Source organism: Massilia sp. P1_C10 (assembly GCF_056406475.1).
The window spans coordinates 37,030-62,917 of the sequence record NZ_JBFUAC010000002.1; the positions used below are offsets into that span (position 1 = coordinate 37,030).

Consider the following 25,888-nt stretch of genomic DNA (forward strand, 5'->3'; position numbering starts at 1 on the left):
TGCATGAAATCTTCGCGCTGGCGCCGGCGAAGCTGGCGGCTTCGTCCCGGCTGGTTCAACCATATAAAACAAAAACGGTATCCATGCGCGTCTTCCTCATGCTGGTCATGGTGGTCCTGCACTCCCTGGTCTGGGCGGGCCACGCACTGGCCGGCGATGCCCAACTGGTGCTCCCGCAAGCGACCCACTTCGCGCTCGATCAGGCGACCTTGTTCAAGGACCGTGGCGGTGATTTTCCGGCCAGCGCGGCGACGGTTCCAGCCTGGATGAAGGGGCTCGAACCGGCCGCCAAGGTCGATCCGGCCGGTGGTTCCTATTGGATGGTCATCAAACTGCGTAACCAATCCCCTGCGACACAATGGGTTCTGGCGCCGTACAACACGATGGTTTTCGTGGCGGAGTCGCACCTGCTCGGCGCCGACGGCAGCGTGCAGAAAGTTCGCACCGGTTTCAAGGTCCCGCACGACTACATGCTCCATTACGGTAACGACGTGAACCTCGATCCCCACCTGGACTACCAGCTTGTGATCCGTCTTTCGAGTCCCTACTTCGTCCGGGCGCCGGTGATGGTTTTGCGACCGCGTGCCGAGTACCAGCAGCTGGTAGCGCGCGAGAATTTCCTGATCATCGGCTCGCTCGGCGCGCTCGGCGCGCTGGCGATCTTCAATTTCTTCATCTATTCGTTCACGCGGAATCGCTCCTACCTGTACTACGCGCTGTACGTGGTCGCCTTTGCGCTGGCCTGGGGCACGGCCTTCAACGTGTTGGCCGACTTGTTCGATTTCCGCGACGCCCGGTTCCACTACATCCCATTCTTCCTGCTGCCGGTTTTCTCGACATTGTTCTACCTGTCATTCCTGCGCCTGCGCGAAGTCGCGCCCACGCTGGCCGCGATCAGCCGGGTCAACCTGGTCGTGCCGTTGCTGTTGATGCCGTCCTGCGTATTCGCCCTGGGCTGGGCGCACAAGCTGGCGACGATCGTGAGCAGCTTCTGGATCATCCTCGCGCTCATCTGCGGGATCGTCGCCTGGCGTCGCGGGTTCCGGCCGGCGCGCTTCTTCGTGCTCGGGTTTGTCGCCGTCCTCGCGCCCGCCTTGCTGATCGTGCCGGCCAACCTCGGCCTGATCTCGAGTGCGCAGATCAACACGCCTTTGGTGTCGCTGCTTGGTGGCACCATCGATGCGCTTCTGCTGGCATTCGCGCTGGCCGACGAGATCCGCATCCTGCGCGACAAGATGGAACAGAGCGTCGCCACCCGTACCCAGGAACTGGTGAGGGCAAACGCGGCGCTGACGGTGGCGAAGGAGCACGCGGAGGTGGTCAGCCGCCACCGCATCGACTTCCTGTCGGCGATGAGCCACGACATCCGCACGCCGCTGGCCGGCGTGATCGGCATGCTCAAGCTGGGACTGCGCGACAGCGCGGTGCAGGGCCGCACCGGCGAGTACCTGCGCATCGGCCTGCACAACAGCGAGTCCCTGCTGGCGATCCTCAACGACATCCTCGATTTCTCCAAGATCGACGCGGGCAAGCTGACGCTCGAGTCGACTTCGTTCCAGCTGGCCGGCCTGATCGCCGACGCGACAGGCATCCTGCAAGGCCAGGCCGACGAAAAGGGACTGGCGCTGCGCGTCAACATGGTCGACGGCCTGCCCGAATTCGTCGAAGGCGACCCGACCCGCATCCGCCAGATCCTGGTCAACCTGCTGGGCAACGCGATCAAGTTCACCGAGCGCGGCGAGGTGCGGCTGACGGTGGCCGCGGACGCGCCGCACGGCCGCGTTACGCCGATCAGCTTCGCCGTGCGCGACACCGGGCCGGGCATCGAGCCCGACGTGCTTGGGCGCCTGTTCCAGAAATTCGAGCAGGCCGACCATTCGACCACGCGCCGCTACGGCGGCACCGGGCTGGGACTGGCGATCTGCAAGGAGCTCGTCGACCTGATGGGCGGCTCGATCGCGGTCGAGAGCCAGCCTGGCGCCGGCTCGCGATTCGCCTTTACGCTGCCGCTCGCCGCGGCTGCCGCGCCGCCGCAGGCGCGCCCCGATCCGCACCACGAGCGCCACGCCCACCGCCTGCACGTGCTGTGCGCTGAAGACATGCGCACCAACCAGATTATCATCGGCGCGCTGCTCGAAGCGATGGGGCACCGGGTCGATATCGTCGAGAATGGCGTCGAAGCGCTGCGCGCGCTGGCCGCCGCCGACTACGACCTGGTGCTGATGGACATCCGCATGCCGGTGATGGACGGCGAGCAGGCCACGCGCACCGTCCGCGCGCCGCGGCCGGGAGCCCTGAAGGTGCGCGATGCGCGCATCCCGATCATCGCGCTGACGGCAAACGCCAGCGCGCACGACAACGCGCGCTACATCGCCGCCGGCATGGACGGCTTCCTGTCCAAGCCGGTCGACGAAGCGCGGCTGTTCGAAGCGATCCAGCAAACCATCGACAAGCTGCTGGCCGCCGGCCGCACGCTGCCGCGCGCAGGACCGGCGACGCCGGCGGCGCCTGACGTGGCGGGCGAGCCGCGCGGACCTGTCCGCATCGTGCCGATGCCCGGCCTGACCGCCGCGCACATGGCGAGCATCGCCAACGCCTTCCTGTCGGAGGCGCCGCGCCGCCTGGACCAGGCGCGCGCCGCCATCGCCGGCGGCGACCACGCGGCTGCGGCCGACGCCTTCCATGCGGTCAAGGGCAGTGCCGGCTATCTGAGTTCGCCGCGGCTGCGCGACCTGGCCGATGCGCTCGAAGCGCACGCCCGCGCCGGGCAGCTCGCGCCGGCGCTGTTCGCCGAGTTCGAGGAAGCGCTGGCGCATGCGCTGGAGAGCCTGAAGCCGACGGCCGAAGCAGGCGCGATCTTGTAGAATCCCTGGATGACGACGACTCCGCACGATCCGCACACCCGGGCATGGGTGCGCATGCCGTCCGGCAAACGGCTGGACCTGCTCAACCCGACGCCTGACGACTGGGAAGACGAAGACCTGGCGCTGGGACTGGCGCGCACCTATCGCTGGGGCGGGCATTCGGCCTGGCCGCTGCCGCTGTCGGTGGCCCAGCATTCGATCACGGTGATGCTGCTGCGCCGCGCCGCCGCGCCCGCGCCGCTGGCGCCGCTCGACGAACTGCGCGAACTGCTGCACGACGCCGAGGAAGGACTGCTCGGCTTCGACTGCATCTCCGTGCTCAAGCCGTTCATGGGCGACAGCTTCCGCGACCTGACCGGCCGCCTCGAACGCGCGGTGTTCCTGCGCTACGGCCTGGCGCCATGGATGCCGGAGGAGCACGCGCAGCACAAGCGCGCCGACCGGCTGGCCGCGGCCAGCGAGGCGGTGCACGTGGTGGGCTGGTCGGCCCACGAAGTGCTGCATACATTGAAAATTACTGTGCCTCCCCTGTCGCACGATCCGCTGGCGGCGCAGTACGGCGGCCAGGCCTGGGAACCGTGGTCGCCGGCGGTCGCACGCGACCGCTTCCTGGCCGAACTGGACCGCCTGAAAGCGCTGGCCTGACCTGACCCTTGCTTTTGTTCAAGTTCATCCGGCGCGGGAGCGCTACGATGGGCGCTCGCCAATTGCACGGGAGTCGATCATGGCAGGCGCAATCATCCGCTTGGGCGACAAGACCTCGCACGGCGGCACCGTCATCGAAGCTTCGCCGCACACCACCTCCGGCGACATCGCGGTGGCGCGCATGGGCGACAAGACCACTTGCCCGCTGGCCGGCCACGGCAGCAATCCGATCGCCCAGGGCGACCCGACCTGCATCGTCGATGGCAAGCCGGTGGCGCGCCACGGCGACAAAACCGCATGCGGCGCGACCCTGATCGCCAGCCAGCAGGCCACCACGGACCTGATCTAGCCATGGCCGCCGCCCGCAATCTCGCCGCCGATTCGGCCATCGCGCTGGCGGTCTGCTGCGGATGCTGGTTCGCCAGCGTCGCTTACCTGCGCTCGACGCCCAACCCGCCGACCGGGATCGCGATCGGCGCCCTGCTGATCGCCGTGCCGGCCGCGCTGCTGTGCGCGTTGTGGGTGGGCCGGAATGCGCTGCGCGCGCGCGCCGCCGCACCCGCCGCCGCAACGGCGGCCGTCCCCGTTGCCGCGACTGCGCCCGAGTCGCTGCCTGCCATCGCCGCCGTCGCCGTGCGCCTGCGTGGCGGCGATTCGGCCGAAGCGCTGGCCGAGGCCTTGCGCAGCAACAGCGCCCTATGCGAACTCGATGGAGAACTGACCGACGACGCCGGCTACCCGGTTCTCAGCGGCCGCTTCGAACACGCCGATCCCGTCTCCGCCCGCGAAGTGATGGGCGCATGGCTGGCCAGGCACGGACGCGGGGAATTGTGCTTCAGCGACGAGCAATGGCGCGCGCTGGCGATGGGCGGCGCGGTGGTGGCCGAACTGGCGCAGCACGCGATGCTGCATCCGCTGCTGCCCGATTACCTCGGCGCCGCGCAGGACGAGCGCGACGCCGTCGGGCTGCCGATGCTGCACCTCGCCGCGCTGCTGCCCGGCGCGTGGCGCTCCGAGCAGCGCCTCGCCGCAACACAGTGGATGCTGCACCTGGTCGAGCAGCATGGCTGGCCGGCGCAGCGGCTCCAGCCGGCGGCCGATGGCGCCGACGGCTTCTCGCTGCCCGCCGCCTTGCGCGCCGTCCCCGGCATGACGCTGCTGATCGCCTGCGAGTCACACCTGGGAGACGACACCGTGCGCGACTGGCATGACCGTGGCGTGCTGTTCACGGGGCGCAATCCGCGCGGGCAGATTCCGGGCGAGGGCGCGGCCGGCCTGCTGCTGGCCGACGATACGCAGGCGGCGCTGCTCCCATCCGGATCGCTGGCGACGCTGCACGGCGCCTGCGAGGGGCGCCGGTCGGAGTCGGCCGATCCGCGCCGCTGCGAGCTGCTGCCGTCACTGGCGCGCCAGTCGCTGAAAGCCGCCCAGACCGAGTCCGACTGCGTTGCGATGATCTGCTCGGATGCCGACATGCGTCCCGACCGCATGGGCGAACTGATGTCCATGGCGCACGCCGTGCTGCCGCATCTCGAGCTGGACGCGATGATGAACGTGGGCGCCACTTGCGGCAGCGCGGGCGCGGTGGGGCCGCTGGCGGCGCTCGCGCTGGCCGCTCAGGAAGCGCGCTCCGACGGCGGCCAGGTGCTTTGCGTGAGCAATACCGACGGCCACTATCGCTGCGCGGTGCTGGTGCGCGCGGCCTGAATCACGCCGCGTCGATATCGTAGCGCACGTCGCGCCGGTCGTGCGCGCCCGCCCCGTCGCCAAGGAAGGTGTCCCAGCCAAGCCGGCCGCCGCTGCGCGCCGGATCGAGCCTGACGCCCTGCACGTCGGCCGCGCGCAGTACCAGCTCGATTTCGTATTCGAAGGTCAGGCCGGTGAACATGGCCAGCATGCGGGCCAGCGCGCGCGCCGCGGCGCCGCCCGGCAGGAAGGCGTCGAAGCTGGAGCGCGCCATCGGCCCGACGCTCACGCGCAGGCGCAAGTCGCGCTGCCAGGCGCGCGCGCCCACCACCGCGCTGGCGCCCAGCGCGCAATTGCCCACCCCCAGCGTGCTTTGCTGCGTCAGCGGGAGTTCATACCAGTTGCCGACGAATTGCTCGACGCCAACCGGCTGGCCGAAATACTCCGACAGCACGCGCGCGATCGACCCCGCCGACGTCGGCCGGTGCAGCAAGGCCCCGCAAAAATAGCCGAGCGACTCGTCGCGCAGGCCGTCGCCGCCATCGTGCAGGCGACGCTGCAGGCTTGGATGCCCGACGCCGGCCAGCGCCAGCAGCAATGGCAGGAAGCTGTCCTTGCCCTCGATCTGGTATTTCAGCTCGAGCCGGTATTTGCGCCAGGCCTCGTAGAACAGCGCCAGCGCGCGGTTCGAAAAGGTGTCGAGGAAGGCGCGCGGGCCTTCATCCTTGTCGAACAGCTGCTGCGCGGCGATGCGTTCCGTGTAATGCGCCGGCAGGCTGCCCGCCATGCCGAGCATGCCCATGAAGGCCGGCGTGACCCGGACGTATTTGAGCTGGGCGCGCTGCAGCGCGGCGCCCAGCGACGCGGCGTCGCGGCCGATCTCGCGCGGCTCCGGCTGCAGGGATTCGATCTGGCTGGCCGGGAAACCGAGTGACACCGAATTCTGGAAGCGCAGGAAGTTCGCCACCGCGCCTTCGTGCGGCACGCCGTGGCGCTTGAGCCACAGTTCGAGCAGGCGCACCGCCTGGAAGTATTCGAAGCGGTGCGGCTCAGCGAACAGGCGCTCGATTACACCAGGTTCAAATCGCCGCTTCGTGGTGGGCATCGCAGCAGTTCCTCCCCGTTTTTCTTCGACAGCACCACCAGCTGGGTGAAGCTGTTGGCATGCACGTACAGTCCCAGGAACTGCTCGACGATGCGGGCGAAGGCGTGCACGCCGCTGCCGACAAACGCCTCCTCGTCGATGGTCAGGCGCACCTCGACGCCGCGCACCAGGCAGGGAAACGGATTGCCGGGCAGCCAGGCGTTGGCCGCGGCGTGCGCGATGTCGGCGATGCCGCTGATCTGGCGCGCCGAGATCGGCGAGCGCGGCAAGTCGTACAGCGACAGCATTTCGCGGAACGCTTCCAGGCCGCCGGCCGACAGCGACAGGTGATTGAGCGACAGGTGCGAAATCAGGCGCCAGTGCGCGCCGCGCCCGCGCGGAAAGCGATAGGTCGGAGTGGGCTTGCGCAGGAAGGTGATCGAGCGGATGTTCGACCCGCCCTGCAGTGTCAGGTCGCCGCCCGCCTCGCCGTACGCCAGCGACAGCGGGAGGTCGCGGTTGGTGCAGGTCAGCTCCAGGCTGAGGGTGTGCGTTTCGGCGGCGGCAGGATCGAAGTCGATGTCGACGATCGAGATCCGGGTCTCGAAGCCAGGGCAGCTTTCGGCCACGGCCTCGTCGCGCCGCATCACCCAGTAGTGGCCATTCTTCTCAGGCGACTGGCCATGCCGCAGCGAGTAGAACGGGCCGAATTCGACCACTTCCTCGCCCTGCGGCGACTGGCGCACCAGCCTGACCGAGTCGATCGACTGCACCTCGTAGGCGAAGGCGCGGCGTCCGTCGGCCAGCACCGGGTAGCTCGCGGCGGTGTGGGTCAGCTGGATCGGATCGCCGCGCTGCTGGAACAGGTTCACCACCGGCGTGCACCCGAGCAGCAGGTTGTTGGCCGACAGACCGCCCAGCATGCGCGCCGTATTCGAATCGGCGCGCAGGCCCGCCAGCGCCAGATGCAGCGTCACCGAGCGCGCGCCGGCCGGGATGGCGGCACACAGCGCGCCGACGTCGATGTCGAAAAAATTGAATTTTTCGGGGAAGCAGAAATACTCGGTCAGCAGCCGGTAGGCCGGGTGCGAGCGCGTCGCGAACGGGATCAGCGCGTCGTCTTCGGCGAAGCCGGCCGGCGTCAGCGGAATGGCCGGCAGCGCGATCCAGCGGCCGCGCGTGCCGACCTGCGCCCAGGCTCCCACCGCGCGCATGAACAGGGCGTCGCGCAGCGCCGCGCAGAACGACGGTTCGCCGTCGATGAACACGCGCAGCTTGCCGAGTCCCACATGCGCCAGCGTGACCTGGTCGGCGCTGACTTCCAGGGTCAGGCTCAGGCTCGAGGTGGCGCCGGGCGGCGCCTGCACCGCGTCCGGTGCGGCGAGGATCGCCGCGAACGATGCACGGGCCAGCGCCACCGGCGCGATGGACACAGGATAGACAGTGCGGAATGTGCAGGTCCCGTTCTGCACCACGCGCGATTCGAGTTTCGTACCGCGTTCGAGTTCCCCGGCCTTCGTCAGCTGCACCGTGCCGCCGCCGCAGTCGAAGCGCGCAATCGAGCAGGAGGGGAACGGCCGCAGGTAATGCGGGTACAGCACGTCGAACAGGGCTTCGGTGAATTCGGGATAGTCGTCGTCGAGGCGTTTGGCGACGCGCGCGTTGAGCAGCGCGAATGACTCGATCATGCGCTCGATATGCGGGTCTTCGCATACCTCGCCGGCGATGAGCAGGCGCCCGGCGATCTTCGGGTAGCGCTCGGAGAATTCGCGCGAGTAGCGGCGCAAGAATCCCAGTTCGCGTTCGTAGTAGGGCAGCAGTTCTTCCACATCGCGCTCCCGCAAATCGCGTCCGCAACGGCGGCGCCAGATAGTGAATTTATTGCCTAGCGCACTCGATTGGCTTGATTGCGCGCAACAGCAGGCGAGCAAATTCCCGGTGAAATGGTTTCTCGTCGATATCAAAAACCCTTCCGAGAGGATCACGATGAGCACAGTCAGCAAGGTCTTGTGGGGCGAGGGATTGTTTCTGCGGCCGCAGCATTTCCAGCAGCAGGACCAGTACCACGAACATCGGCTGCACGAGAGCGTGAAGGCGCTGCATCCCTACGCGTGGGGCGTGGCGCATTTGAACGTGGACCGCGAGGCGCTGGCCAGCAACACTTTGCACGTGCTGGAGCTGTCGCTGATTTTCCAGGACGGCGAAATTTTTAACGCGCCGGGCCAGGATGATGTGCCGGAGCCGGTCGACCTGGGCGAGCTCGATCCTGGTCCGACGGTGACGTTCTACGCCGCCCTCCCCGCGCTCAAGCACTTCGGCGGCAATTTCACGCCGGCCGGCCAGACCAACAACGGCGCCCGCTTCGCCCAGGGCAGCGCCAAGACGCACGACCTGTACACCCAGGCGGCGCTGGCCGAAGTGACCTACCTGAAGAAGACGCTGCGGCTGGTGGCCGACACCGAGCCGCGCGACGCCTACGTCAACTTCCCGCTGGTGCGGCTGCGGCGCCTGTCGACCGGCGGCTTCGAGGTCGATCCCGCGTTCGTGCCGCCAAGCCTGTCGATCCGCAGCGCGCCGCTGCTGTTCCTGCAACTGCGCCGGCTGATGGATGCGCTGCAGGCCAAGGTCAGCGCGCTGCACGGCCACCACCGCGAGCCGAGCAGGAACGTCATCGAATACCGTTCCGGCGACATGTCGACGTTCTGGCTGCTGCACACGGCCAGCACCTCGTACGCCGCGCTGTCGCATTACTTCCAGCATCCGACCCTGCACCCCGAGCGCCTGTACCAGCAGCTGCTGACGCTGGCCGGCGCGCTGATGACGTTCTCGAAGAACTACGTGCTGGCCGACCTGCCGCCCTACAAGCACGACGATCCCGGGCCGCCGTTCGCGCAGCTGCACGTGATCATCCGCGAACTGCTCGACACCGTGATTTCGTCGAAATACTTCGCCATCGTGCTGACCGAGACGCGCCCGTCCTACCATCACGGCGCGCTCGACTCGGGCAAGATCGACGAGCGCACCGCGCTGTACCTCGCGGTATCGGCCGCGATGCCGGCGCTGGAACTGGTCGACGCGGTGCCGCTGCGCTTCAAGGTCGGCGCGCCCGACGACGTCGACAAGTTCGTGCTGGCGGCCATGCCGGGCGTGCGGCTGCAGCACGCGCCGCAAGTGCCGGCCGCGGTGCCGGTGCGCCCGGACATCTGCTACTTCACGCTCGACAGCAAAGGGCCGATGTACGAGCGCATGCTGCAGGCGCAGTCGATCTCGATCTACGTGCCGTCCGGGATGCGCGAACTGAAGCTCGAACTCGTTGCGGTGGCTGCGTGATGCGCGACGAAATCAACTCCGCGCTCGGCCAGTTCGGCACAGGCCTGAGCCAGAACGCGCGCCTGATCACCCTCGCCACCGCGCAGGGCTCGGCGTTGCCGGAATCGCTGATGGCCGAGCGATTTTCCGGACGCGAGGCGGTCAACGAGTTGTTCCGCTTCGAAGTCGACGCCCTCAGCACGTCCACCGACCTTGAGCTGGACCAGTTCCTCGGCGAAGAAATCACGCTCAAGCTGCTGCAGGCCGACGGCAGCCGGCGCGCGTGGCACGGCATCTGCACCAGCGCCGCCTGGGTCGGCGCCGATGGCGGCGTCGCGCGCTACCGGCTGCTGCTCGAGCCGGCGCTGCGCCTGCTGCGCGCGCGGCGCGACTGCTACATCTTCCAGGACAAGACGGTGCGGGAGATTGCCACCGAACTGCTGGCGGACTATCCGCAGGTCGCGTTCGAGTTCGACATCCGCAGGCAGCTCGCGCCGCGCGCTGTCTGCACCCAGTACCGCGAGAGCGACTTCGACTTCCTCCAGCGGATCCTCGCGTCGGAAGGATTGAACTGGCGCTTCGATCACGATCAGGCCGACGATGCGAGCGAACACGCCAGGCACACGCTGGTGATCTTCGACAGCAAGGCGCGCGCGCCCGACATGCCGGGCGAGGCCGCGCTGCGATTCCACGGCATGCGCGCGACCGACACCCAGGACGCGATCGACCAGTTCGCGGCGGTTGGCCAGGTGAAACCCAATTCCACAATTACATCAAGCTGGCACCCCGGGATGCTGGTCGCGCCGGCCAGCGAACTGGTATCGCACATCGAGGCGGGCGCGCTGCCGCCGCTGGCGGTGTACGACGGCGCCGGCGAACGGCGCCACGCGGATAGCGACGGCGCGCGCATCCACGCCGACCTGGCGCTGCAGGCGTTCGAGCTCGGCAGCAAGCAGTTCACCGGCGCCGGCGCGGTACGCCAGCTTGCGGCCGGCCATAGCTTCCAGTTGACGCAGCATGCTTCGTTCGATGCGGGCGACGATCGCTTCACCGTGCTCTGGGTCCGGCACCAGGCGCGCAACAACTTCGACCCGGCGCTGTCGCGTGGCGGCGCCGACAAGCTCGATGGCGGGACCTATCGCAATACGTTTGGCTGCGTGCGCGATGCGGTGGCGATCGTGCCGCTTGCTGGCGCGGCACGGCGCGCCATCACGGCGCCGGGCTCGCAGACCGCGCTGGTGGTGGGTCTGCCCGGCGCTGTTGCGACGACGACGCGCGACCATCAGGTCAAGGTGCAATTCGCCTGGCAGCGCGGCGCCGCGCCAAATCCGGGCGGACTGGCCCACGACACCGATCCGCGCGGGAATGCGCCGGGCAACGACACGTCGGGCGCCTGGGTGCGCGTAGCGGAAGCGCTGGCCGGCGCGAACTGGGGCACCGTGTTCACGCCGCGCATCGGGACCGAGGTGCTGGTCGAATTCATCGACGGCGACATCGACCGGCCCATCGTCGTCGCACAGCTGCACAACGGCGCCGACGAGCCGCCCTACTCCGCCGGCGTCGATTCGGGCGCGAATCACGCGGGCGCACTGTCCGGCATCCATAGCACGAATTTCGACGGCGGCGGCTACAACCAGTGGCAGGTCGACGACAGCGCGTCGCAGCTGCGCATGCGGCTGGCCAGCAGCACTGCGGCGACCCAGCTGAACCTGGGCTATCTGATCGAGCAGCAGCCATGGTCGGCACAGCGCGGCAAATATCGTGGCAACGGATTCGAGTTGCGGACCGACGCGTGGGGCGTGGTGCGCGGCGGCGATGGCGTGCTCATTTCAACCAGCGCGCGAACGGCCCAGGGCGCCGGCATCGCATCGACCCAGATGGATGCGGCCGAAGCGCTCTCGCAGCTGAAGGGCGCGAAGGAATTGGGCAAGGTGCTGACCGACGCCGCGCGCCAGCAGGGTGCATCGGCCAGCAAGGATGCGCAGGCCGCACAGGAAAAATTCATCAAACTGATCGACCCGAAGGCGCAAGGCAAGGTGGCGGGCGCATTCAAGGCAAAGGACGGCAGCCGCGATCCGGATTCCGACAAGCCCGTCGAAAAATTCGGCGCGCCGATCGTGCTGATGGATGCGCCAAGCACGATCAATTGGGCGACGCCGGCGTCGACGGTCATGTACGCGGGCCGGCAGATCCACTGGACGGCGCAATCGGACCTGCACTTCAGCGCCGCGCACACGGTGGCTTCGGTGGCGGGCGGCGCGGCCAGCTTCTTCACGCATGCCGGCGGGATCCAGGCGACAGCAGGCAACGGCCCGCTGTCGCTGCAGGCACACACCGACGCGCTAGAGATCCTCGCCGACAAGGCCATCACCGTCGTCTCGGTCAACGACTGCATCGAAATCAAGGCCAAGGAAAAGATCGTGATCCAGGCGGGCCAGTCCGCCGTCACGCTGCAAGGAGGGGATATCACGTTTGCCTGCCCGGGGAATTTTACGGTCAAGGGTGGCAAGCATAATTTCGACAACGCGGGGAAGAATGCCGCTGAGTTAAGCCGATTGCCGGAGACGCGGGTCAAGGAATATGACGAAGCATTCGCCTTGCTCGACCCGGACGACATCCCGATGTCGTCCGTACCTTATTCGATTGATGGTCCCGATGGCAAGCACTTCGCCGCCACCGATGCGGCGGGCGCGACAGATCGGATTTCGACGACAACGAGCGAAAAAATCAAATTCGCGATGCGTTGGTTCGAGGTGGTGGGAGCGGAAAAATGAGGGCGCACTCTCATGCGTTCACGCGCGAAAGGACTCACTATGGCTGACGCAAGCGTCAAGGACGCTACCACCAACACCACGCCGAAATCCTGCGTTGGTGTCAAATGCGATTGCGCAATCATGTGGTCCCTGGCCCAGGACTTCAGCACACGGCGCCTTTGCGTCGACTCCGGCAAGCACAAGGGGAAACTGATACGCGACTACGCCGTTCGGGCGCGACGCATCGCTGCGACCTACGCACGCTTCTATCTTGAGATGGAGGCAGGTGGCGACCCGACCAAGATCGGACGGTACTACTGGATGGCGCTGGGCGCGTTTGCAAGCAAGACAGTGGCCTGCACATTCGAAGCATGGCAAGTGCAAGCGATGAGCGTTGCGACCAAAACTGTGTGGGAAGGTCTGGGTAGAGGAAATCTCTGGCTCTTTTGCGACATTAGCGGTTGGCACTGGTATCACAGCAACCACCGCGCATCCTTCGAGAAATGCCTTGATGAGCGCGATGCCAGAAAATTCGTTCAGAACGTAAAGCAGCAGGTCGCGCGGTTACCGTGGAATGCCACGGCGCTTCCCATTATCAAAAACTTCGCGCCATCCTCTGAAATCAAAAATGGATTCGCTAAGCTCAAGGAATTCGAAGCCGCCACCGCCTCGACCGACAAACAAAAATATCAACTCGAGCATTTGCTCGAAATCGCCAATCACGAACAGGGTGTCATTTTGCAACCGCTCATCTATGACGATTCTGCATTTTCCTTCTGGGTCAAGCAACAGCGATCGGCCTATGCGCAATGGGCGAGCCCAACACTTCAGCTCGTATTTACCCATCAGTGTGACAACGTGCACGCTGAAGTAAAGTCCCTGGCTCCCCAGTCGACAATGCTCGAATCTTTCGCCAGCCGAATGGCCTGGATTGATTCAGCGGCGAGAAAATTTCACAAACTCACGGTGTGCTTGCCATCATGGCGACATGGATAGATCTCTCCGATGCGGGGACAAATGGTACAGATAATGGGTAGTACCACGCGGCCGAAGTTGGCATTAAAAATCTTCCTGGGCGCGGCTCTGGTTGGGTGCGCGCTATTTGGAACTGTCACCTACTCTCAACGGAGCCTTCCCGCCATGCAAAAAAGTTCGATTCATCTATCGATAGGCGAAAAAGCCGACTCCTTCATTCGCCGAAATGGCTTAATGATGAACGTCGACCGTCAACCAGCTGGATTAAATTTTTACGAACTTCGCTGGCCAAGCGATGCAATGGGAACCGTCGTTATTGAACAACGTACCGGCAGCATACCGATTGCACACGTTCTCAGCGTGACCGGCACTGAAGACATGGAGTTTCCTGCAGAAGGACTGCACTCATTCATAATAAATTCAGCCCTTGCTGACACGGATACGATTTCACACGACGACGCACGCAGAAAGACATTCGTCTACCTGAACAGCATAGTTCAGAACGGGTGGCGGGTAGTTATTCCTCGAAACGTAGCACGGCTGAGAGGAAAGCACATGACCGATTTAATGCTTCAATCTAGGAAGTCAACGTCCTTGGACCCATCGTATGTCCCGACCCTGGAAGAATGGATGCAGTTTGCCAATCTAACGGAATGGACTTTCTACGCCGACCGTGTGTTTCTGACCGTGCAAATGACGCGAGAACGCACTTTGGTTGACTTATCGAAACCGGGCGCATACTTGATTACAACTGAACTATCGAACGAAAACGGCCACTTTCGAGGATATGTCGACGGCTTGGAACGTCCTCGTTGGACAACCCTGTTGAAGCCCCAAATTTCCAAAATGGGAGAAACTCGTGCACTGCAGGAAGCCGAATTTCGCAAGAAGGGGATTCCGATCGACGAAGAATATGTCGACCCGCCGCTACCGGATCTGACGGACTAGCAAAGCATCCAAGCCGAAACTGATGGTCGCTTGCGTTTCCGTGACGACAAAAAGTGGGGTCAGGTCAGCAGGACCAGACCCGAAGGGCGCCGCCTCAGCGCGCTAAGCCACGGATTTCATTGGGGTTTTCGGGATATCCACACAAACTGTGGATAACATTGTGGACAAGACATCATTGCTGCCTTGAAAGCCCTGCAACCACGCCATTTTTGACAAAATGCCCGTTCCGGAGGCAGAAATTTTCCCTTTTTAAATCAATGACTTGCAGACGATGGCGTTTTGTCCTACACACTGCGACGAGGCGTAGTCCTACAAAAACTCCACACGGGGGATAAGTCACAAACAAAGACACATTTAACAAGCTTTTCTTCCAGCGGGAATTGCTTTGACAAAGCGCCGGCTCTGTCTTAGTGTGGGCTCATGCAAGCGACCGACAATGCGAATGCCGACGATCCCGACCTGTTCATCGACGACGACGAGTCGCCAGGCACAGGCGCGCCTGTCGTGGACGAGCTGGCGCCCTGGCGCATCCTGATCGTCGACGACGATGTCGATGTCCACGTCGTCACAAAGTTTGCGCTGAGTAACACCCACTTCCAGGGTCGCCGCCTCAGCTTCCTGCACGCCTACTCCGGCCGCGAAGCGCTGCAGAAGCTGCGCGACACTCCCGACATCGCGCTGGTGCTGCTCGACGTGATGATGGAAACCACCGACGCCGGCCTGATCTTTGCCCGCCAGGTACGCGAAGAGCTGCACAACGACCTGGTGCGCATCGTGCTGCGCACCGGCCAGCCCGGCCAGGCGCTCGAGCACAGCATCATCGTCGATTACGACATCAACGATTTCTGGAGCAAGACCGACCTGACCACGCGCAAGCTGTTCACCACCGTCATCGCCGCGCTGCGCGCCTACGCCACCCTGGCCGGCGCCGCTCACGCCCGCGACGCCGCGCTGGCTGAGCTGCAGCGCGCGCGCCAGATCCTGAACGAGGTCGGCGAACGCGCGCTCGTGCTCACCCTCGATCGCGAAGGTCGCATCGTCGACGCCAATTCCCATTTCTGCCAGGTCGCCGGCCAGCCCGTCGAACGCCTGCGTGGCCGCGACCTGCACGCCGTGCATCGCGAACCCTTCCCCGAAGACATCGCAACCGAGATCCTGGCCGAGCTGTCGAGCGCCGGCGCCTGGAGCGGCACCCTGCGCATCGACATCGCCGGCGTTCCGCGCCAGCTGCACTGCTCGATCAAGGCCTACAAGGGCGCCGACGGCGCGGTCGACCAGTACGTCGCCGTCGCCACCGAGCTCGGCTGACCTACTTCCACGCACTGCGCGCGCGGTCGCGCACCAGCATGCGCACGCTCTCGGGCATCGGCTTGCGGCTCTGCTGCGTATCCGCCGTCACCCACACGCACTCCTCGAAATGCTTGAGCATGGCCGGCGCGATGAAGCGGCTGCGCGCGGCGTACACGTGGCGGTCGCCCATCTGCGCCTGCTGCTTGATGAAGAAGCGGTTCGGCACCACCAGGTGCAGGTTTTCCTTGGCGCGCGTCATCGCCACGTACAGCAGGCGCCGCTCCTCCTCGATATCGTCGGCGTTGCCGGTGCTCATGTCGGACGGGATGCAGCCGTCCACCACGTTAAGCACGTGCACCGATTTCCACTCCTGCCCCTTGGACGAATGGATTGTCGACAGGATCACGTAATCCTCGTCGAGCAGCGGCGGGCCGGCGCGGTCGCTGGTCGCTTCCGGCGGATCGAGCGTGATTTCGGCCAGGAAGGTTTCGCGTGTGCCATAGCCGCCCGCCAATTGGGCCAACTGCTCGACGTCGGCCGCGCGCACTTGCGCGTCGTCATGCATGCGCTCCAGGTGCGGCAGGTACCAATTCTTGACCAGCTCGATGTCGGCCGGCCAGCGCAGGCCCGGCGCGCGCAGCGCCCGGTACAGCGCGACGAACTCCTGCCAGTCGCCACTGCTCTTGGCCGGCGCGGCGAATTGCTCGACGGCCGCCATCGGCTCGGCCGCCTCGCCCACGGCGTCCAGCAACTTGGACGCGGTCGCCGGGCCGATGCCGGGAATCAGCTGGGCGACACGGAATCCCGCCATGCGCCCGCTCGGATTCTGGGCGAAGCGCAGCACCGCCAGCACGTCCTTGATGTGCGACGCTTCGAGGAACTTCAGTCCGCCGAATTTAACGAAGGGAATATTGCGCCGCATGAGCTCGAGTTCCAGCGCGGCGCTGTGGCTCGCGGCGCGAAACAGCACCGCCTGCTGGATCAGCGCCGTCCCCGCCTCGCGCTGCTCGAGGATGCGGTTGCAGACCCAGCGCGCCTGCTCGGCCTCGTCCGGGATCAGCACCAGCTGAGGCTGCACGGTCGACACCTTGTCGGTCCACAGCGTCTTGGCGTGGCGCTCGAGCGCGCCGGCGATGACAGCGTTCGACGCATCCAGGATCGGCTGGGTCGAGCGGTAGTTGCGGTCCAGCGTGATCATCTGCGCCGGCTGCGAAAACTGTTTCGGAAAGTCGAGGATATTGCGCACCGTCGCGCCGCGGAACGAATAAATCGACTGGGCGTCGTCGCCCACCACCATCACGCCACGCCCGTCCGGCTTCATGCCCGTGATGATCGAGGCCTGCAGCCGGTTGGTGTCCTGGTATTCGTCGACCAGCACATGGTCGAACAGGCCGCCCAGCTCCGGCCCCAGTTCCGGGTCGCACGCCATTTCCGACCAGAACAGCAGCAGGTCGTCGTAGTCGAGCACGTTCTGCTCCTGCTTGGCGTCGACGTAGGCGCCGAACAGCGTCTTGAGCTCGGCTTCCCATTCGCTGCACCACGGGAACGTGCTCTGCAGCACCAGCGCGAGCGGATCGCGGCTGTTGACCACCCGCGAATAGATCGACAGGCAGGTGCCCTTCAGCGGGAAGCGCTTGGCGGTCTGGGTCAGGCCGATTTCGTGGCGCACCAGGCCCATCAGGTCTTCCGAGTCGCCCCGGTCATGGATGGTGAACGAATCGTCGAGCCCGATCCGGCCGGCGTATTCGCGCAGCAAGCGCGCGCCGATGCTGTGGAAAGTGCCGGCCCACGGCAGGCTGGTCGGCGCCTGGCTGCCGCGCATGCCCATTACACGATGCAGCACGCTGCCGGCCCGGTGCGTCATCTCGGTGGCGGCGCGCCGCGAAAAGGTCAGCAGCAGAATGCGCTGCGGATCGGCCCCGCTCTGGATCAGGCGCGCGACCCGGTGCGCCAGGGTATTGGTCTTGCCGGAACCGGCGCCGGCGATCACAAGCAGCGGGCGCGCGGCGCCGTCGGATGCACCGATATCGTGCTCGACGGCCGAACGTTGTTCGGCGTTCAGGCTGGAATAGGGATCGTCCTGGGTATCGGGAACGGCAACTACGGACATTGATGGCAATCGGTCGGGAAATTCATAGCACTGTACATTTATCCAGTAAATGAGCGCAAGTAAAAATCGGCCTTTTTGCATGACGGGTTGTTGTTAACTTGCCGCGCCGTGTTGCGGATGCTCAAGCGTTAAATTCAATGGATAAGCTAAGTGGCCGTTTTTAAAGCACTTTTTTACATATCCACAATCGTTGTGCATAACTTTGTGGATAAGCGCCGCTTGACACCCTGCAAGCCTTGAAAGACGGGCCTTTCAACAAAATGCCCGTTCAGAAGGCAATAAAAATTGCCTGCAAAATCAACGGCTTGCAAAGTCAATGCTGAAGTCCAAAAAAAATTTCTGGATAATTCTTGTAGGAATTTTTTGTGCATAACCTGGAATGTCCGAGGCCTTGAACAGGTCGGATTTCGATATCATTTTTATATTGATCGACGCGAAAAGCCACGTTCGGCGCTGCTGCGCCGCCTGCTCATGCGGTTCGGGAGAAATTAGTGTGCAGAATTGGTGCGGCGGCGTTCAGGATCGAGCAGGACACGTTCGATCACGTGGGGGGCGATGTCGTGGGATTTCAGATATTCGACGGCGGACATGGTGTTGCGGGTTTCCTGGACAGCGATCGCATGGTCGACGATGTCGCGGCAGCGCGAATCGCGCCGTTCATAGTTCGGCTCTGCGAGAGCGAGATTGCCGGCCGGACCGTTCGGGAGAGGATTCATGGCGATTCCTTACAGAAAGTGAAACGTGGCGCCTTGTTGCCTAGAAGGAGTATCCGCGAACGCTATGCAAAGTCAATGTCAGTTTCCCATCGAAATTGCAAATTCCAGCGTTCAAAATCGGCGAACAGGTGCACACTACCACGCGTTTGCGGCGCGTGTCGTCCGGCACGATATGCCCCGGAACTACGTACTTTCCGCATGGACAACCGAAGCCGGCGCACGCGATAATGGCAGCATGACCACTGCGCCCCCTGCCCCGCGGCCCTGTCCGCAATCGCTCACCGACCTGTTCGTTTCGTTCACTCTACTGGCCCTGCAAGGCTTCGGCGGCGTGCTCGCTGTGGTGCAGCGCGAGCTGGTCGACCGCAAGCAATGGCTGACGCAGGACGAATTCATCGAGGACTGGGCGGTCGCGCAAATCATGCCCGGCCCCAACGTGGTGAACCTGTCGATGATGATCGGCGGACGCTACTTCGGGCTTCCCGGCGCGATGGCCGCGCTGGCCGGCATGCTGGCGGTGCCGCTGGTGCTGATCCTGCTGCTGGCCCTGGTGCACGCCCAGTTCGCCGATAATCCCCACGTTGCCGGCGCGCTGCGCGGCATGGCCGCCGTCTCCGCCGGCCTGATCGGCGCGGCCGGACTGAAGCTGTCGGTGGCGCTGGCGCGCAATCCGATGCCGCTGGCCTGGTGCGTCGCCATCGCCATCGCCGGCTTCGTCATGGTCGCGCTGCTGAAGTTCCACCTCAGCTACGTGCTGATCGGCCTGGGCGGCCTCGGCTGCGTGCTGACCTACCGCAGGCTGAGCGCATGAGCCCGCCAATCCACCTGGTGCTCGGCTGGGCCGACTGGTTCGACCTGTTTTCCCACTACCTGATGCTGTCGCTGATGTCGGTCGGCGGCGCCATCTCCACCACGCCGGAAATGCACCGCTACCTGGTCGAACAGCATCACTGGCTGACCCAGGCGCAATTTAACGAATCGATCGCGCTGGCGCAGGCCGCGCCGGGGCCGAACGTGCTGTTCGTCGCGCTGATGGGCTGGAACGTCGGCCTGAATGCCGGCAGCATGGCCGCGGCCGTGCTGGGCGTGATGGTGACCATGTTCGGGATCATGATTCCGTCGACCGTGCTGACCTATGTGGCGGCCCAGTGGGGCCACCGCAACCGCGAACTGCGCGCGGTGCGGGCGTTCAAGCAGGGCATGGCGCCGATCGTCATCGCGCTGCTCGTGTCGACCAGCTTCATCCTCGGCGCCGCAGGCGGCGACGCGCGCCACGACTGGCCGCTGTGGACGCTCGCGCTGGCCAGCGGGCTGGTGATCTGGCGCACGAAAATCCATTTGCTGTGGGTGCTGGGATTCGGCGCCCTGGTCGGCGCGCTGCAGCTGGTCTGATCCGTTCTTGCGCCAGCCCAGCGCGCCCTCGCTGCCGTCGTGCTGAAATGGCAAGGCGGAGGTGATCCATCATGGAAAACGGCAGTTTCTCGGGCAACCCGAAAACGGAATGGCTGAGCGAAAACGGCGAAGACCGCGACATGCGCCTGCTCGAGACATTCTGGTACATCGATCCGCAGGGCCGACGCTGGGAGGCGCCGAAAGGCGTGGTCACCAATGGCGCCACGATTCCCCGCACGCTGTGGTCGTCGGTGGGCAGCCCGTTCACCGGCCGCTACCGGCGCGCCGCGATCATCCACGACGTCGCGCTGCGCACGCCCGGCATGGTGCGCGACGATGCCGACAGCATGTTCTTTCTCGCCTGCATGGCGGGCGGCTGCACCGCCCTGGAGTGCAAACTGCTGTACGCCGGCGTGCGCATCGGCAGCTGGGCGACGCTGTTCGGCATCCACGCAGACGACTGGATCGGGATGGCGCCCGGGCTGCCGGGACAGCACGGGCCGACCGAACTCGAAATCCGCGCCAAATTCACCTTGCTGGCGAGCGCGCTGCGCACGACCGGCGATGACTTCGCCACCATCCGGGCCGTCGTCAGCGAGCATCTCGGGCACTAGAAGCCGCTGTCCTGCGCGCGTTGGCAATAATCCGCGCGGCAAGGCATACTGCGGCAGTTAACCCGATCCGGACCACCGTATGCCAGAACTCATTAGTGAACATGCCTGCTTCGGCGGGCTGCAACGCTTTTACCAGCACGATTCCAAGGCCATCGGCCTGCCGATGCGTTTCTCGGTATTCTTGCCGCGCGCTGCCGCGGGCGCGCGCCTGCCGGCAATGTTCTACCTGGCCGGCCTGACCTGCAACGAAGAGACCTTCATGACCAAGGCCGGCGCCCAGCGCTACGCCGCGCGCGAGGGCATGATCCTAATCGCGCCCGACACCAGCCCGCGCGGCGCCAATGTTCCCGGCGAAACCGACGACTGGGACTTCGGGGCCGGCGCCGGTTTCTACCTCGACGCCACCACCGAGCCGTGGAGCCGCCACTACCGCATGTACAGCTACCTGCTCGAGCTGCGCCAGCTGGTGGTCGACGAATTGCCGGTCGACGATGCGCGGGTCGGCATCTTCGGCCACTCGATGGGCGGCCACGGCGCGCTGGTGATGGCGCTGCGCAATCCCGAGCTGTTCCGCTCGGTGTCGGCGTTCGCGCCGATCGCCGCGCCATCGCTGTGTCCGTGGGGCGAGAAAGCCTTCACCGGCTACCTCGGCGCCGACCATGCCGCCTGGCAGCGTTACGACGCGAGCGAGCTGATGCGCAAGATGCAGGCGCCCTTCCCCAACGGCATCCTGATCGACCAGGGCCTGGGCGACAAATTCCTGCGCACCCAGCTGCGGCCCGAGGTGTTCGAAAGCGCCTGCGCGCAGGCCGGCCAGCGCCTCGAACTGCGCCGCCACGCCGCCTACGACCACGGCTATTACTTCATCTCCACCTTCATGGAAGACCACCTGCGCTTCCACCGCGAAAACCTCGGCTAGGGCCGGCGCCGCGCGCGCTTGAAATCGTCCTGCGCCTGACATATAAAGAATCCATGGATGCTGTTCGTGGATGGGCGTTCGCATGACAATTCCAGATCGATTCAAGGACCGTGCGCACGCCGGCAAGCTGCTGGCCGAGCGCCTGTCCGAGTACGCCGGCCGGCCCGACGTGCTGATCCTGGCGCTGCCGCGCGGCGGCGTGCCGGTCGGCTTCGCGGTCGCGAAGGAACTCGGCGTCGAGTTCGACGTGATGCTGGTGCGCAAACTCGGCATGCCGGGCCATGAGGAATACGCGATGGGCGCGATCGGCGCCGGCGGCGTGCGCGTGATCCAGTCCGGCCTGGTCGAATCGGGCTTGGTGACCAGGGAAGCGATCGAGGAAGCGAGCGAGCGCGAAACGGCGGAAATCGCGCGCCGCGACCGGCTGTACCGCGCCGGCCGCCCGCCGCCCCGCATCGAAGGCCGCACGGTCATCATCATCGACGACGGCATCGCCACCGGCGCCACCTTGCGTGCGGCGGTCGAAGTGGTCAGGAAGAGCAAGCCGGCGCGGCTGGTCGTCGCCGCTCCGGTCGGCGCCCCGGACAGCGTGGACGCACTCGAGGCCGAGGTCGACGAGATGGTCTGCCTCGCCACGCCTTTCGGCTTCCACGCGGTCAGCCAGTGGTACCGCCACTTCGACCAGACCAGCGACGCCGAGGTGCAGGACCTGCTCGCGCAGGCGTGGCACTCTGAAAAGGATCGTTGAGCCATGAGTCTCGCCCAATCCCAACTGAACGCCGCGATCGGCGCCGCCGCGCAGCACATCCGCGGCGCCCCGGCCGACTACGACGGCCTGCTCGACATGATCGGCGACGCCCACTACGTGCTGCTCGGCGAAGCGACCCACGGCACCCACGAATTCTACGAAGAGCGCGCGCGCATCACGCAGCGGCTGATCGCCGAAAAAGGCTTCACCGCGGTCGCCGTCGAAGCCGACTGGCCCGACGCCTACCGCGTCAACCGCTACGTGCGCGGCGAAGGCGACGACCACGATGCCAAAAGCGCGCTGGCCGGCTTCCAGCGCTTCCCCAGCTGGATGTGGCGCAACGCCGAGGTGGTCAACTTCGTCGACTGGCTGCGCGGCTACAACGACCGCCAGGCGCCGAGCGCGCGGGTCGGCTTCTACGGTCTCGATCTCTACAGCCTGTTTACCTCGATGTCCGAAGTGCTGCGCTACCTCGACGACGTCGATCCCGACGCCGCCGGCGAAGCGCGCCAGCGCTACGGCTGCTTCGACCACTACGGCGACGACAGCCAGCAGTACGCCTACGCCGCCGGCATCGGCCACTCCGAGTCGTGCCAGCACGAAGTCATCGCCCAGCTGCACGAGCTGCAGCAGCGCGCCGCCGACTACATGCGCCAGGACGGCATCGCCGCCAGCGACGCCTTCTTCTACGCGCAGCAGAACGCGCGGCTGGTCAAGAACGCCGAGGAGTATTACCGCACCATGTTCCGCGGCCGGATCTCGTCATGGAACCTGCGCGACAAGCACATGTCCGAAACGCTCGACGCGCTGTCGGTGCACCTGGGCGAAACGCGCGGCGCGGCGCCGCGCATCGTCGTGTGGGAGCACAACTCGCACGTTGGCGACGCGCGCGCAACCGAAATCGGCAGGCAGGGCGAATGGAACGTGGGCGAGCTGTCGCGCAAGCGCTACGGCGCCGACGCCTTCCTGGTCGGCTTCTCGACCTACGACGGCTGGGTGACGGCGGCCTCCGACTGGGACGGGCCGGCCGAGCGCAAGCAGGTGAGGCCGGCGCTGCCGGGCAGCTACGAGGATGTGTTCCACCAGACCGGCATCGGCAACTTCGTGCTGCCGATGCGGGGAGACGGCGCGGTGCGCGAAGCATTGAGCGAGCACCGGCTGGAGCGCGCGATCGGCGTGCTGTACCTGCCGCGCACCGAACGCCAGAGCCACTACTTCATGGCCGATTTGCCGCAGCAGTTCGATGCGATGATCCACTTCGACAGCACCGACGCGGTGCAGCCGCTGGAGCCTACCAGTCACTGGGACACCGGCGAGGCGCCCGAGACCTACCCAGCCGGATTGTAGACGCGCCGGCGACCCGGGGTCACGTCCGCCGGACCTGCCCCCTTTTGTCAGCGCCGCGGGCTACTCCGGGACGATGGCGGTCACTTCGATTTCAACGCGCGCGCGATCCTCGATCAGTGCGGCCACCTGCACCGCGCTCATCGCGGGGTAATGCTTGCCGATCAGCTCCCGATAGGCGGCGCCAATTTCGCGCGCGGCGTCCAGGTACTCCTTCTTGTCGACGATGTACCAGGTCATCCGCACGATGTGCTCGGGCCGCGCCCCGCCTTCGGCCAGCACCGCCACAACGTTCTCCAGCGCCTGCCGCACCTGCCCGGCAAAGTCGTCGGTCTGAAACACGCCGTCGGCATCCCAGCCGATCATGCCGCTGACGCAGATGGTGCGCCCCGTCGCGGCCACGCCGTTCGAATAGCCCTTGGCGCGCGGCCAGCCCGGTGGATGCAAGAATTCCATCATCTTCCTTTATATATGTCAGCCCTGCGGCTTCACGCCGACATCAGCCAGCAGTTCGCGCGCGATGATCAACTGCTGCACCTCGGTGGCGCCCTCGTAGATGCGCAGCGCGCGAATTTCGCGATACAGTTTCTCGACCGGCTGACCGCTGACGACGCCAAGGCCGCCGAACATCTGAAGCGCCGCGTCGATCACCTGCTGCGCAGTTTCGGTTGCGGTCAGTTTGGCCATCGCCGCTTCGCGGGTGACGCGCTGTCCCTGGTCGCGCTGCCAGGCGGCGCGGTAGGTAAGCAAGGCCGCGGCGTCGATCCCGGTCGCCATCTGCGCCAGCTTGGCCTGCGTCAGCTGGAAGTCGGCCAGCGTCTTGCCGAACATCTTGCGCGAAGCCGCCCGCGCCAGCGCTTCGTCCATCGCCCTCCGCGCAAATCCCAGCGACGCCGCCGCCACCGACGTGCGGAACACGTCCAGCGTGGCCATCGCCACTTTGAAGCCCTGTCCCGCAGCGCCCAGCATGTTCGCCGCGGGCACCCGGCACCCGGTAAAGCGCAGGCGCGCCAGCGGATGCGGCGCGATCACTTCGATCCGCTCGGCGATCTCGAAGCCCGGCGCATCGGCGTCGACGATGAAGGCCGAGATGCCGCGCGAACCCGGCGATTCGCCGGTGCGCGCGAACACCACGTAGAAGTCCGCGATGCCGCCGTTCGAGATCCACGTCTTTTCGCCATCGAGCACATAGTGGGCGCCGTCGAGCCGTGCCGCGCACTGCATCGCCGCGACGTCGGAGCCGGCCTCCGGCTCGGACAGCGCGAACGCCGCGATCGCCTCGCCGCGCGCCACTTTCGGCAGGTAGCTGGCGCGGTGCGCTTCGCTGCCGAACAGGGAGATCGCGCCGCTGCCCAGACCCTGCATCGCAAACGCGAAATCGGCAAGGCCGGAATGGCGCGCCAGCGTTTCGCGGATCAGGCAAATGGCGCGCGTGTCGATCTTCTCGCCGACCGCGTGACTCAGCCAGCCGGCCGCCCCAAGCTGCGCCACCAGCGTGCGGCAGGCGCCGTCGACGTCTGCGCCGTGGTCGTCATGAATGTGTTCTGCCGCCCATGCCTCGAGCGACTGCGCCAGTTCTTTGTGGCGCGGCTCGAAAAACGGCCAGTCCAGGTATTTGGTGTCCGCCATATCAGTCGCCTTCGAATTGCGGTTTCTGTTTCGCCGCGAAGGCGTGATAAGCGCGGTGGAAGTCGTTGGTGGCCATGCAGATCGCCTGCGCCTGCGCCTCCGCTTCGATCGCCTCGTCGACGCCCATGTTCCACTCCTGCTGCATCATCTTCTTGGTCATGCCGTGCGCGAAGGTCGGCCCTTGCGCCAGCGAAGCGGCAAAAGCCTGCGCCTGCGCCAGCACGTCGCCCGGCTCGCACAGGCGGTTGAAGAAGCCCCAGCGTTCGGCTTCTTCACCGCCCAGGCTGCGGCCGCTGTAAAGCAGGTCGGCGGCGCGGCCCTGGCCGATCACGCGCGGCAGCAAGGCGCAGGCACCCATGTCGCAGCCGGCCAGGCCGACGCGCGTGAACAGGAACGCGGTCTTGCTGCGCGCGGTGCCGTAGCGCAGGTCGGAAGCCAGCGCCAGCATCGCGCCGGCGCCGGCGCAGACGCCGTCGATCGCGGCGACGATCGGCTGCGGGCAGGCGCGCATCGCCTTCACCAGGTCACCGGTAAGGCGCGTGAACGCCAGCAGGCCGGGCATGTCGAGTTTGGTCAGCGGGCCGATGATCTCGTGCACGTCGCCGCCGGAGCAGAAGTTCTCGCCGGCGCCGGTGATCACCACCGCCTTGACGTCGTCGGCCTCGGCCAGCTTGCGGAACAGGTCGCGCAGCTCGGTGTACGAATCGAAGGTCAGCGGATTCTTGCGCTCTGGCCGGTCGAGCGTGATGGTCGCCACGGCCTGCGCGACCTCGAACCGGAAGTGGCGCGCGGCGTATCCGGCCAGGGTGGAGCGCTGGCCCGGCAGCTGGTGGGCTTCGCCCGTCAAATGTCGCATCGTGTG

Annotated in this window: 22 protein-coding genes; 15 read left to right on the plus strand and 7 right to left on the minus strand. The window is 65.7% G+C overall.

Features of this window, described 5'->3' with window-relative positions; genetic code table 11:
- The first annotated feature begins 83 nt into the window (after positions 1-83).
- The 4 genes from AC1D02_RS04290 (at position 84) to AC1D02_RS04305 (ending at position 5,216) form a co-directional block, all read left to right on the plus strand.
- Entirely contained in the window at positions 84-2,864 is a 2,781-nt protein-coding gene (locus tag AC1D02_RS04290) for a 7TM diverse intracellular signaling domain-containing protein (protein ID WP_477314077.1), read from the plus strand.
- A gap of 9 nt (positions 2,865-2,873) precedes the next feature.
- Entirely contained in the window at positions 2,874-3,509 is a 636-nt protein-coding gene (locus AC1D02_RS04295) for a phosphohydrolase (protein WP_477314079.1), read from the plus strand.
- Positions 3,510-3,588: 79 nt separating this feature from the next.
- Positions 3,589-3,858 carry a PAAR domain-containing protein gene (locus AC1D02_RS04300; protein ID WP_477314081.1) on the plus strand — a complete coding sequence of 90 codons (270 nt, stop codon included), beginning with the start codon at positions 3,589-3,591 and terminating at the stop codon, positions 3,856-3,858.
- A gap of 2 nt (positions 3,859-3,860) precedes the next feature.
- Positions 3,861-5,216, plus strand: coding sequence for a hypothetical protein (locus AC1D02_RS04305; protein ID WP_477314083.1), 1,356 nt, complete (start codon positions 3,861-3,863; stop codon positions 5,214-5,216).
- A gap of 1 nt (position 5,217) precedes the next feature.
- Here AC1D02_RS04305 and tssG read toward each other — a convergent pair whose 3' ends face one another.
- Positions 5,218-6,300, minus strand: coding sequence for a type VI secretion system baseplate subunit TssG (gene tssG, locus AC1D02_RS04310; protein ID WP_477314085.1), 1,083 nt, complete (start codon positions 6,298-6,300; stop codon positions 5,218-5,220).
- On the minus strand, positions 6,264-8,108 hold the full coding sequence (gene tssF / locus AC1D02_RS04315) for a type VI secretion system baseplate subunit TssF (protein WP_477314087.1): 1,845 nt from the start codon (positions 8,106-8,108) through the stop codon (positions 6,264-6,266). Before tssF ends, tssG begins: the two co-directional genes overlap by 37 nt.
- A gap of 157 nt (positions 8,109-8,265) precedes the next feature.
- On the opposite strand from tssF, the gene tssK reads away from it, so the two are divergent.
- The 5 genes from tssK (at position 8,266) to AC1D02_RS04340 (ending at position 15,572) form a co-directional block, all read left to right on the plus strand.
- Positions 8,266-9,609, plus strand: a complete 1,344-nt coding sequence (gene tssK / locus AC1D02_RS04320) for a type VI secretion system baseplate subunit TssK (protein ID WP_477314089.1) — start codon at positions 8,266-8,268, stop codon at positions 9,607-9,609.
- Positions 9,609-12,362 (plus strand): type VI secretion system Vgr family protein, encoded by a 2,754-nt coding sequence (locus tag AC1D02_RS04325; RefSeq protein WP_477314091.1) that lies wholly within the window; start codon positions 9,609-9,611, stop codon positions 12,360-12,362. The genes tssK and AC1D02_RS04325 overlap by 1 nt, the downstream gene beginning before the upstream one ends.
- Positions 12,363-12,401: 39 nt before the next feature.
- Positions 12,402-13,337, plus strand: a complete 936-nt coding sequence (locus tag AC1D02_RS04330) for a DUF2515 family protein (RefSeq protein WP_477314093.1) — start codon at positions 12,402-12,404, stop codon at positions 13,335-13,337.
- A gap of 144 nt (positions 13,338-13,481) precedes the next feature.
- Positions 13,482-14,264, plus strand: coding sequence for a hypothetical protein (locus AC1D02_RS04335; RefSeq protein WP_477314095.1), 783 nt, complete (start codon positions 13,482-13,484; stop codon positions 14,262-14,264).
- Between the two features lie 420 nt (positions 14,265-14,684).
- Positions 14,685-15,572, plus strand: a complete 888-nt coding sequence (locus AC1D02_RS04340; RefSeq protein ID WP_477314097.1) for a PAS domain-containing protein — start codon at positions 14,685-14,687, stop codon at positions 15,570-15,572.
- A gap of 1 nt (position 15,573) precedes the next feature.
- Here the strand turns inward: AC1D02_RS04340 and AC1D02_RS04345 are convergent, their stop codons facing one another.
- Both AC1D02_RS04345 and AC1D02_RS04350 read right to left on the minus strand, forming a co-directional pair.
- The gene (locus AC1D02_RS04345) at positions 15,574-17,664 is read right to left on the minus strand and encodes an ATP-dependent helicase (RefSeq protein WP_477314099.1); all 2,091 of its coding nucleotides are present in this window, start codon (positions 17,662-17,664) and stop codon (positions 15,574-15,576) included.
- A 488-nt stretch (positions 17,665-18,152) separates the two neighbouring features.
- The gene (locus AC1D02_RS04350) at positions 18,153-18,380 is read right to left on the minus strand and encodes a hypothetical protein (protein ID WP_477314101.1); all 228 of its coding nucleotides are present in this window, start codon (positions 18,378-18,380) and stop codon (positions 18,153-18,155) included.
- A 235-nt stretch (positions 18,381-18,615) separates the two neighbouring features.
- Between AC1D02_RS04350 and AC1D02_RS04355 the strand changes: the two genes are divergently transcribed.
- The 6 genes from AC1D02_RS04355 (at position 18,616) to AC1D02_RS04380 (ending at position 23,400) form a co-directional block, all read left to right on the plus strand.
- Positions 18,616-19,191 carry a chromate transporter gene (locus AC1D02_RS04355; protein WP_477314103.1) on the plus strand — a complete coding sequence of 192 codons (576 nt, stop codon included), beginning with the start codon at positions 18,616-18,618 and terminating at the stop codon, positions 19,189-19,191.
- Positions 19,188-19,772: a chromate transporter gene (locus AC1D02_RS04360; RefSeq protein WP_477314105.1), complete on the plus strand. Its 585-nt coding sequence runs from the start codon at positions 19,188-19,190 to the stop codon at positions 19,770-19,772. The genes AC1D02_RS04355 and AC1D02_RS04360 overlap by 4 nt, the downstream gene beginning before the upstream one ends.
- Positions 19,773-19,843: 71 nt before the next feature.
- Positions 19,844-20,386 carry a DUF1353 domain-containing protein gene (locus AC1D02_RS04365; RefSeq protein WP_477314107.1) on the plus strand — a complete coding sequence of 181 codons (543 nt, stop codon included), beginning with the start codon at positions 19,844-19,846 and terminating at the stop codon, positions 20,384-20,386.
- 79 nt (positions 20,387-20,465) lie between these two features.
- Positions 20,466-21,305, plus strand: a complete 840-nt coding sequence (fghA, locus tag AC1D02_RS04370; RefSeq protein WP_477314109.1) for an S-formylglutathione hydrolase — start codon at positions 20,466-20,468, stop codon at positions 21,303-21,305.
- An 82-nt stretch (positions 21,306-21,387) separates the two neighbouring features.
- The gene (locus tag AC1D02_RS04375) at positions 21,388-22,053 is read left to right on the plus strand and encodes a phosphoribosyltransferase (protein WP_477314111.1); all 666 of its coding nucleotides are present in this window, start codon (positions 21,388-21,390) and stop codon (positions 22,051-22,053) included.
- Between the two features lie 3 nt (positions 22,054-22,056).
- Complete coding sequence (locus tag AC1D02_RS04380) at positions 22,057-23,400, plus strand: erythromycin esterase family protein (RefSeq protein WP_477314113.1); 1,344 nt, start codon at positions 22,057-22,059, stop codon at positions 23,398-23,400.
- A 60-nt stretch (positions 23,401-23,460) separates the two neighbouring features.
- Here the strand turns inward: AC1D02_RS04380 and AC1D02_RS04385 are convergent, their stop codons facing one another.
- Genes AC1D02_RS04385 through AC1D02_RS04395 form a run of 3 tightly spaced genes read right to left on the minus strand, consistent with a single transcriptional unit; the run spans position 23,461 to position 25,882 of the window.
- A complete protein-coding gene (locus tag AC1D02_RS04385; protein ID WP_477315351.1) occupies positions 23,461-23,853 on the minus strand; it encodes a RidA family protein in 393 nt (130 codons plus the stop codon).
- Between the two features lie 18 nt (positions 23,854-23,871).
- A complete protein-coding gene (locus AC1D02_RS04390) occupies positions 23,872-25,026 on the minus strand; it encodes an acyl-CoA dehydrogenase family protein (RefSeq protein ID WP_477314115.1) in 1,155 nt (384 codons plus the stop codon).
- A 1-nt stretch (position 25,027) separates the two neighbouring features.
- Positions 25,028-25,882 carry an enoyl-CoA hydratase family protein gene (locus AC1D02_RS04395; RefSeq protein WP_477314117.1) on the minus strand — a complete coding sequence of 285 codons (855 nt, stop codon included), beginning with the start codon at positions 25,880-25,882 and terminating at the stop codon, positions 25,028-25,030.
- Between the last annotated feature and the right edge of the window lie 6 nt (positions 25,883-25,888).

Excerpts from the sequence above, each read along its gene's own strand:
- AC1D02_RS04360 (WP_477314105.1), top strand. The coding sequence starts at position 19,188 with ATGAGCCCGCCAATCCACCTGGTGCTCGGCTGGGCCGACTGGTTCGAC.
- AC1D02_RS04290 (WP_477314077.1), top strand. The coding sequence starts at position 84 with ATGCGCGTCTTCCTCATGCTGGTCATGGTGGTCCTGCACTCCCTGGTC.
- AC1D02_RS04385 (WP_477315351.1), bottom strand. The coding sequence starts at position 23,853 with ATGGAATTCTTGCATCCACCGGGCTGGCCGCGCGCCAAGGGCTATTCG.
- AC1D02_RS04365 (WP_477314107.1), top strand. The coding sequence starts at position 19,844 with ATGGAAAACGGCAGTTTCTCGGGCAACCCGAAAACGGAATGGCTGAGC.
- AC1D02_RS04335 (WP_477314095.1), top strand. The coding sequence starts at position 13,482 with ATGCAAAAAAGTTCGATTCATCTATCGATAGGCGAAAAAGCCGACTCC.
- AC1D02_RS04330 (WP_477314093.1), top strand. The coding sequence starts at position 12,402 with ATGGCTGACGCAAGCGTCAAGGACGCTACCACCAACACCACGCCGAAA.
- AC1D02_RS04375 (WP_477314111.1), top strand. The coding sequence starts at position 21,388 with ATGACAATTCCAGATCGATTCAAGGACCGTGCGCACGCCGGCAAGCTG.
- tssG (WP_477314085.1), bottom strand. The coding sequence starts at position 6,300 with ATGCCCACCACGAAGCGGCGATTTGAACCTGGTGTAATCGAGCGCCTG.
- AC1D02_RS04390 (WP_477314115.1), bottom strand. The coding sequence starts at position 25,026 with ATGGCGGACACCAAATACCTGGACTGGCCGTTTTTCGAGCCGCGCCAC.
- AC1D02_RS04380 (WP_477314113.1), top strand. The coding sequence starts at position 22,057 with ATGAGTCTCGCCCAATCCCAACTGAACGCCGCGATCGGCGCCGCCGCG.
- AC1D02_RS04395 (WP_477314117.1), bottom strand. The coding sequence starts at position 25,882 with ATGCGACATTTGACGGGCGAAGCCCACCAGCTGCCGGGCCAGCGCTCC.
- AC1D02_RS04325 (WP_477314091.1), top strand. The coding sequence starts at position 9,609 with ATGCGCGACGAAATCAACTCCGCGCTCGGCCAGTTCGGCACAGGCCTG.
- AC1D02_RS04345 (WP_477314099.1), bottom strand. The coding sequence starts at position 17,664 with ATGTCCGTAGTTGCCGTTCCCGATACCCAGGACGATCCCTATTCCAGC.
- AC1D02_RS04300 (WP_477314081.1), top strand. The coding sequence starts at position 3,589 with ATGGCAGGCGCAATCATCCGCTTGGGCGACAAGACCTCGCACGGCGGC.
- AC1D02_RS04355 (WP_477314103.1), top strand. The coding sequence starts at position 18,616 with ATGACCACTGCGCCCCCTGCCCCGCGGCCCTGTCCGCAATCGCTCACC.
- tssK (WP_477314089.1), top strand. The coding sequence starts at position 8,266 with ATGAGCACAGTCAGCAAGGTCTTGTGGGGCGAGGGATTGTTTCTGCGG.
- AC1D02_RS04350 (WP_477314101.1), bottom strand. The coding sequence starts at position 18,380 with ATGAATCCTCTCCCGAACGGTCCGGCCGGCAATCTCGCTCTCGCAGAG.
- AC1D02_RS04340 (WP_477314097.1), top strand. The coding sequence starts at position 14,685 with ATGCAAGCGACCGACAATGCGAATGCCGACGATCCCGACCTGTTCATC.
- AC1D02_RS04295 (WP_477314079.1), top strand. The coding sequence starts at position 2,874 with ATGACGACGACTCCGCACGATCCGCACACCCGGGCATGGGTGCGCATG.
- fghA (WP_477314109.1), top strand. The coding sequence starts at position 20,466 with ATGCCAGAACTCATTAGTGAACATGCCTGCTTCGGCGGGCTGCAACGC.
- AC1D02_RS04305 (WP_477314083.1), top strand. The coding sequence starts at position 3,861 with ATGGCCGCCGCCCGCAATCTCGCCGCCGATTCGGCCATCGCGCTGGCG.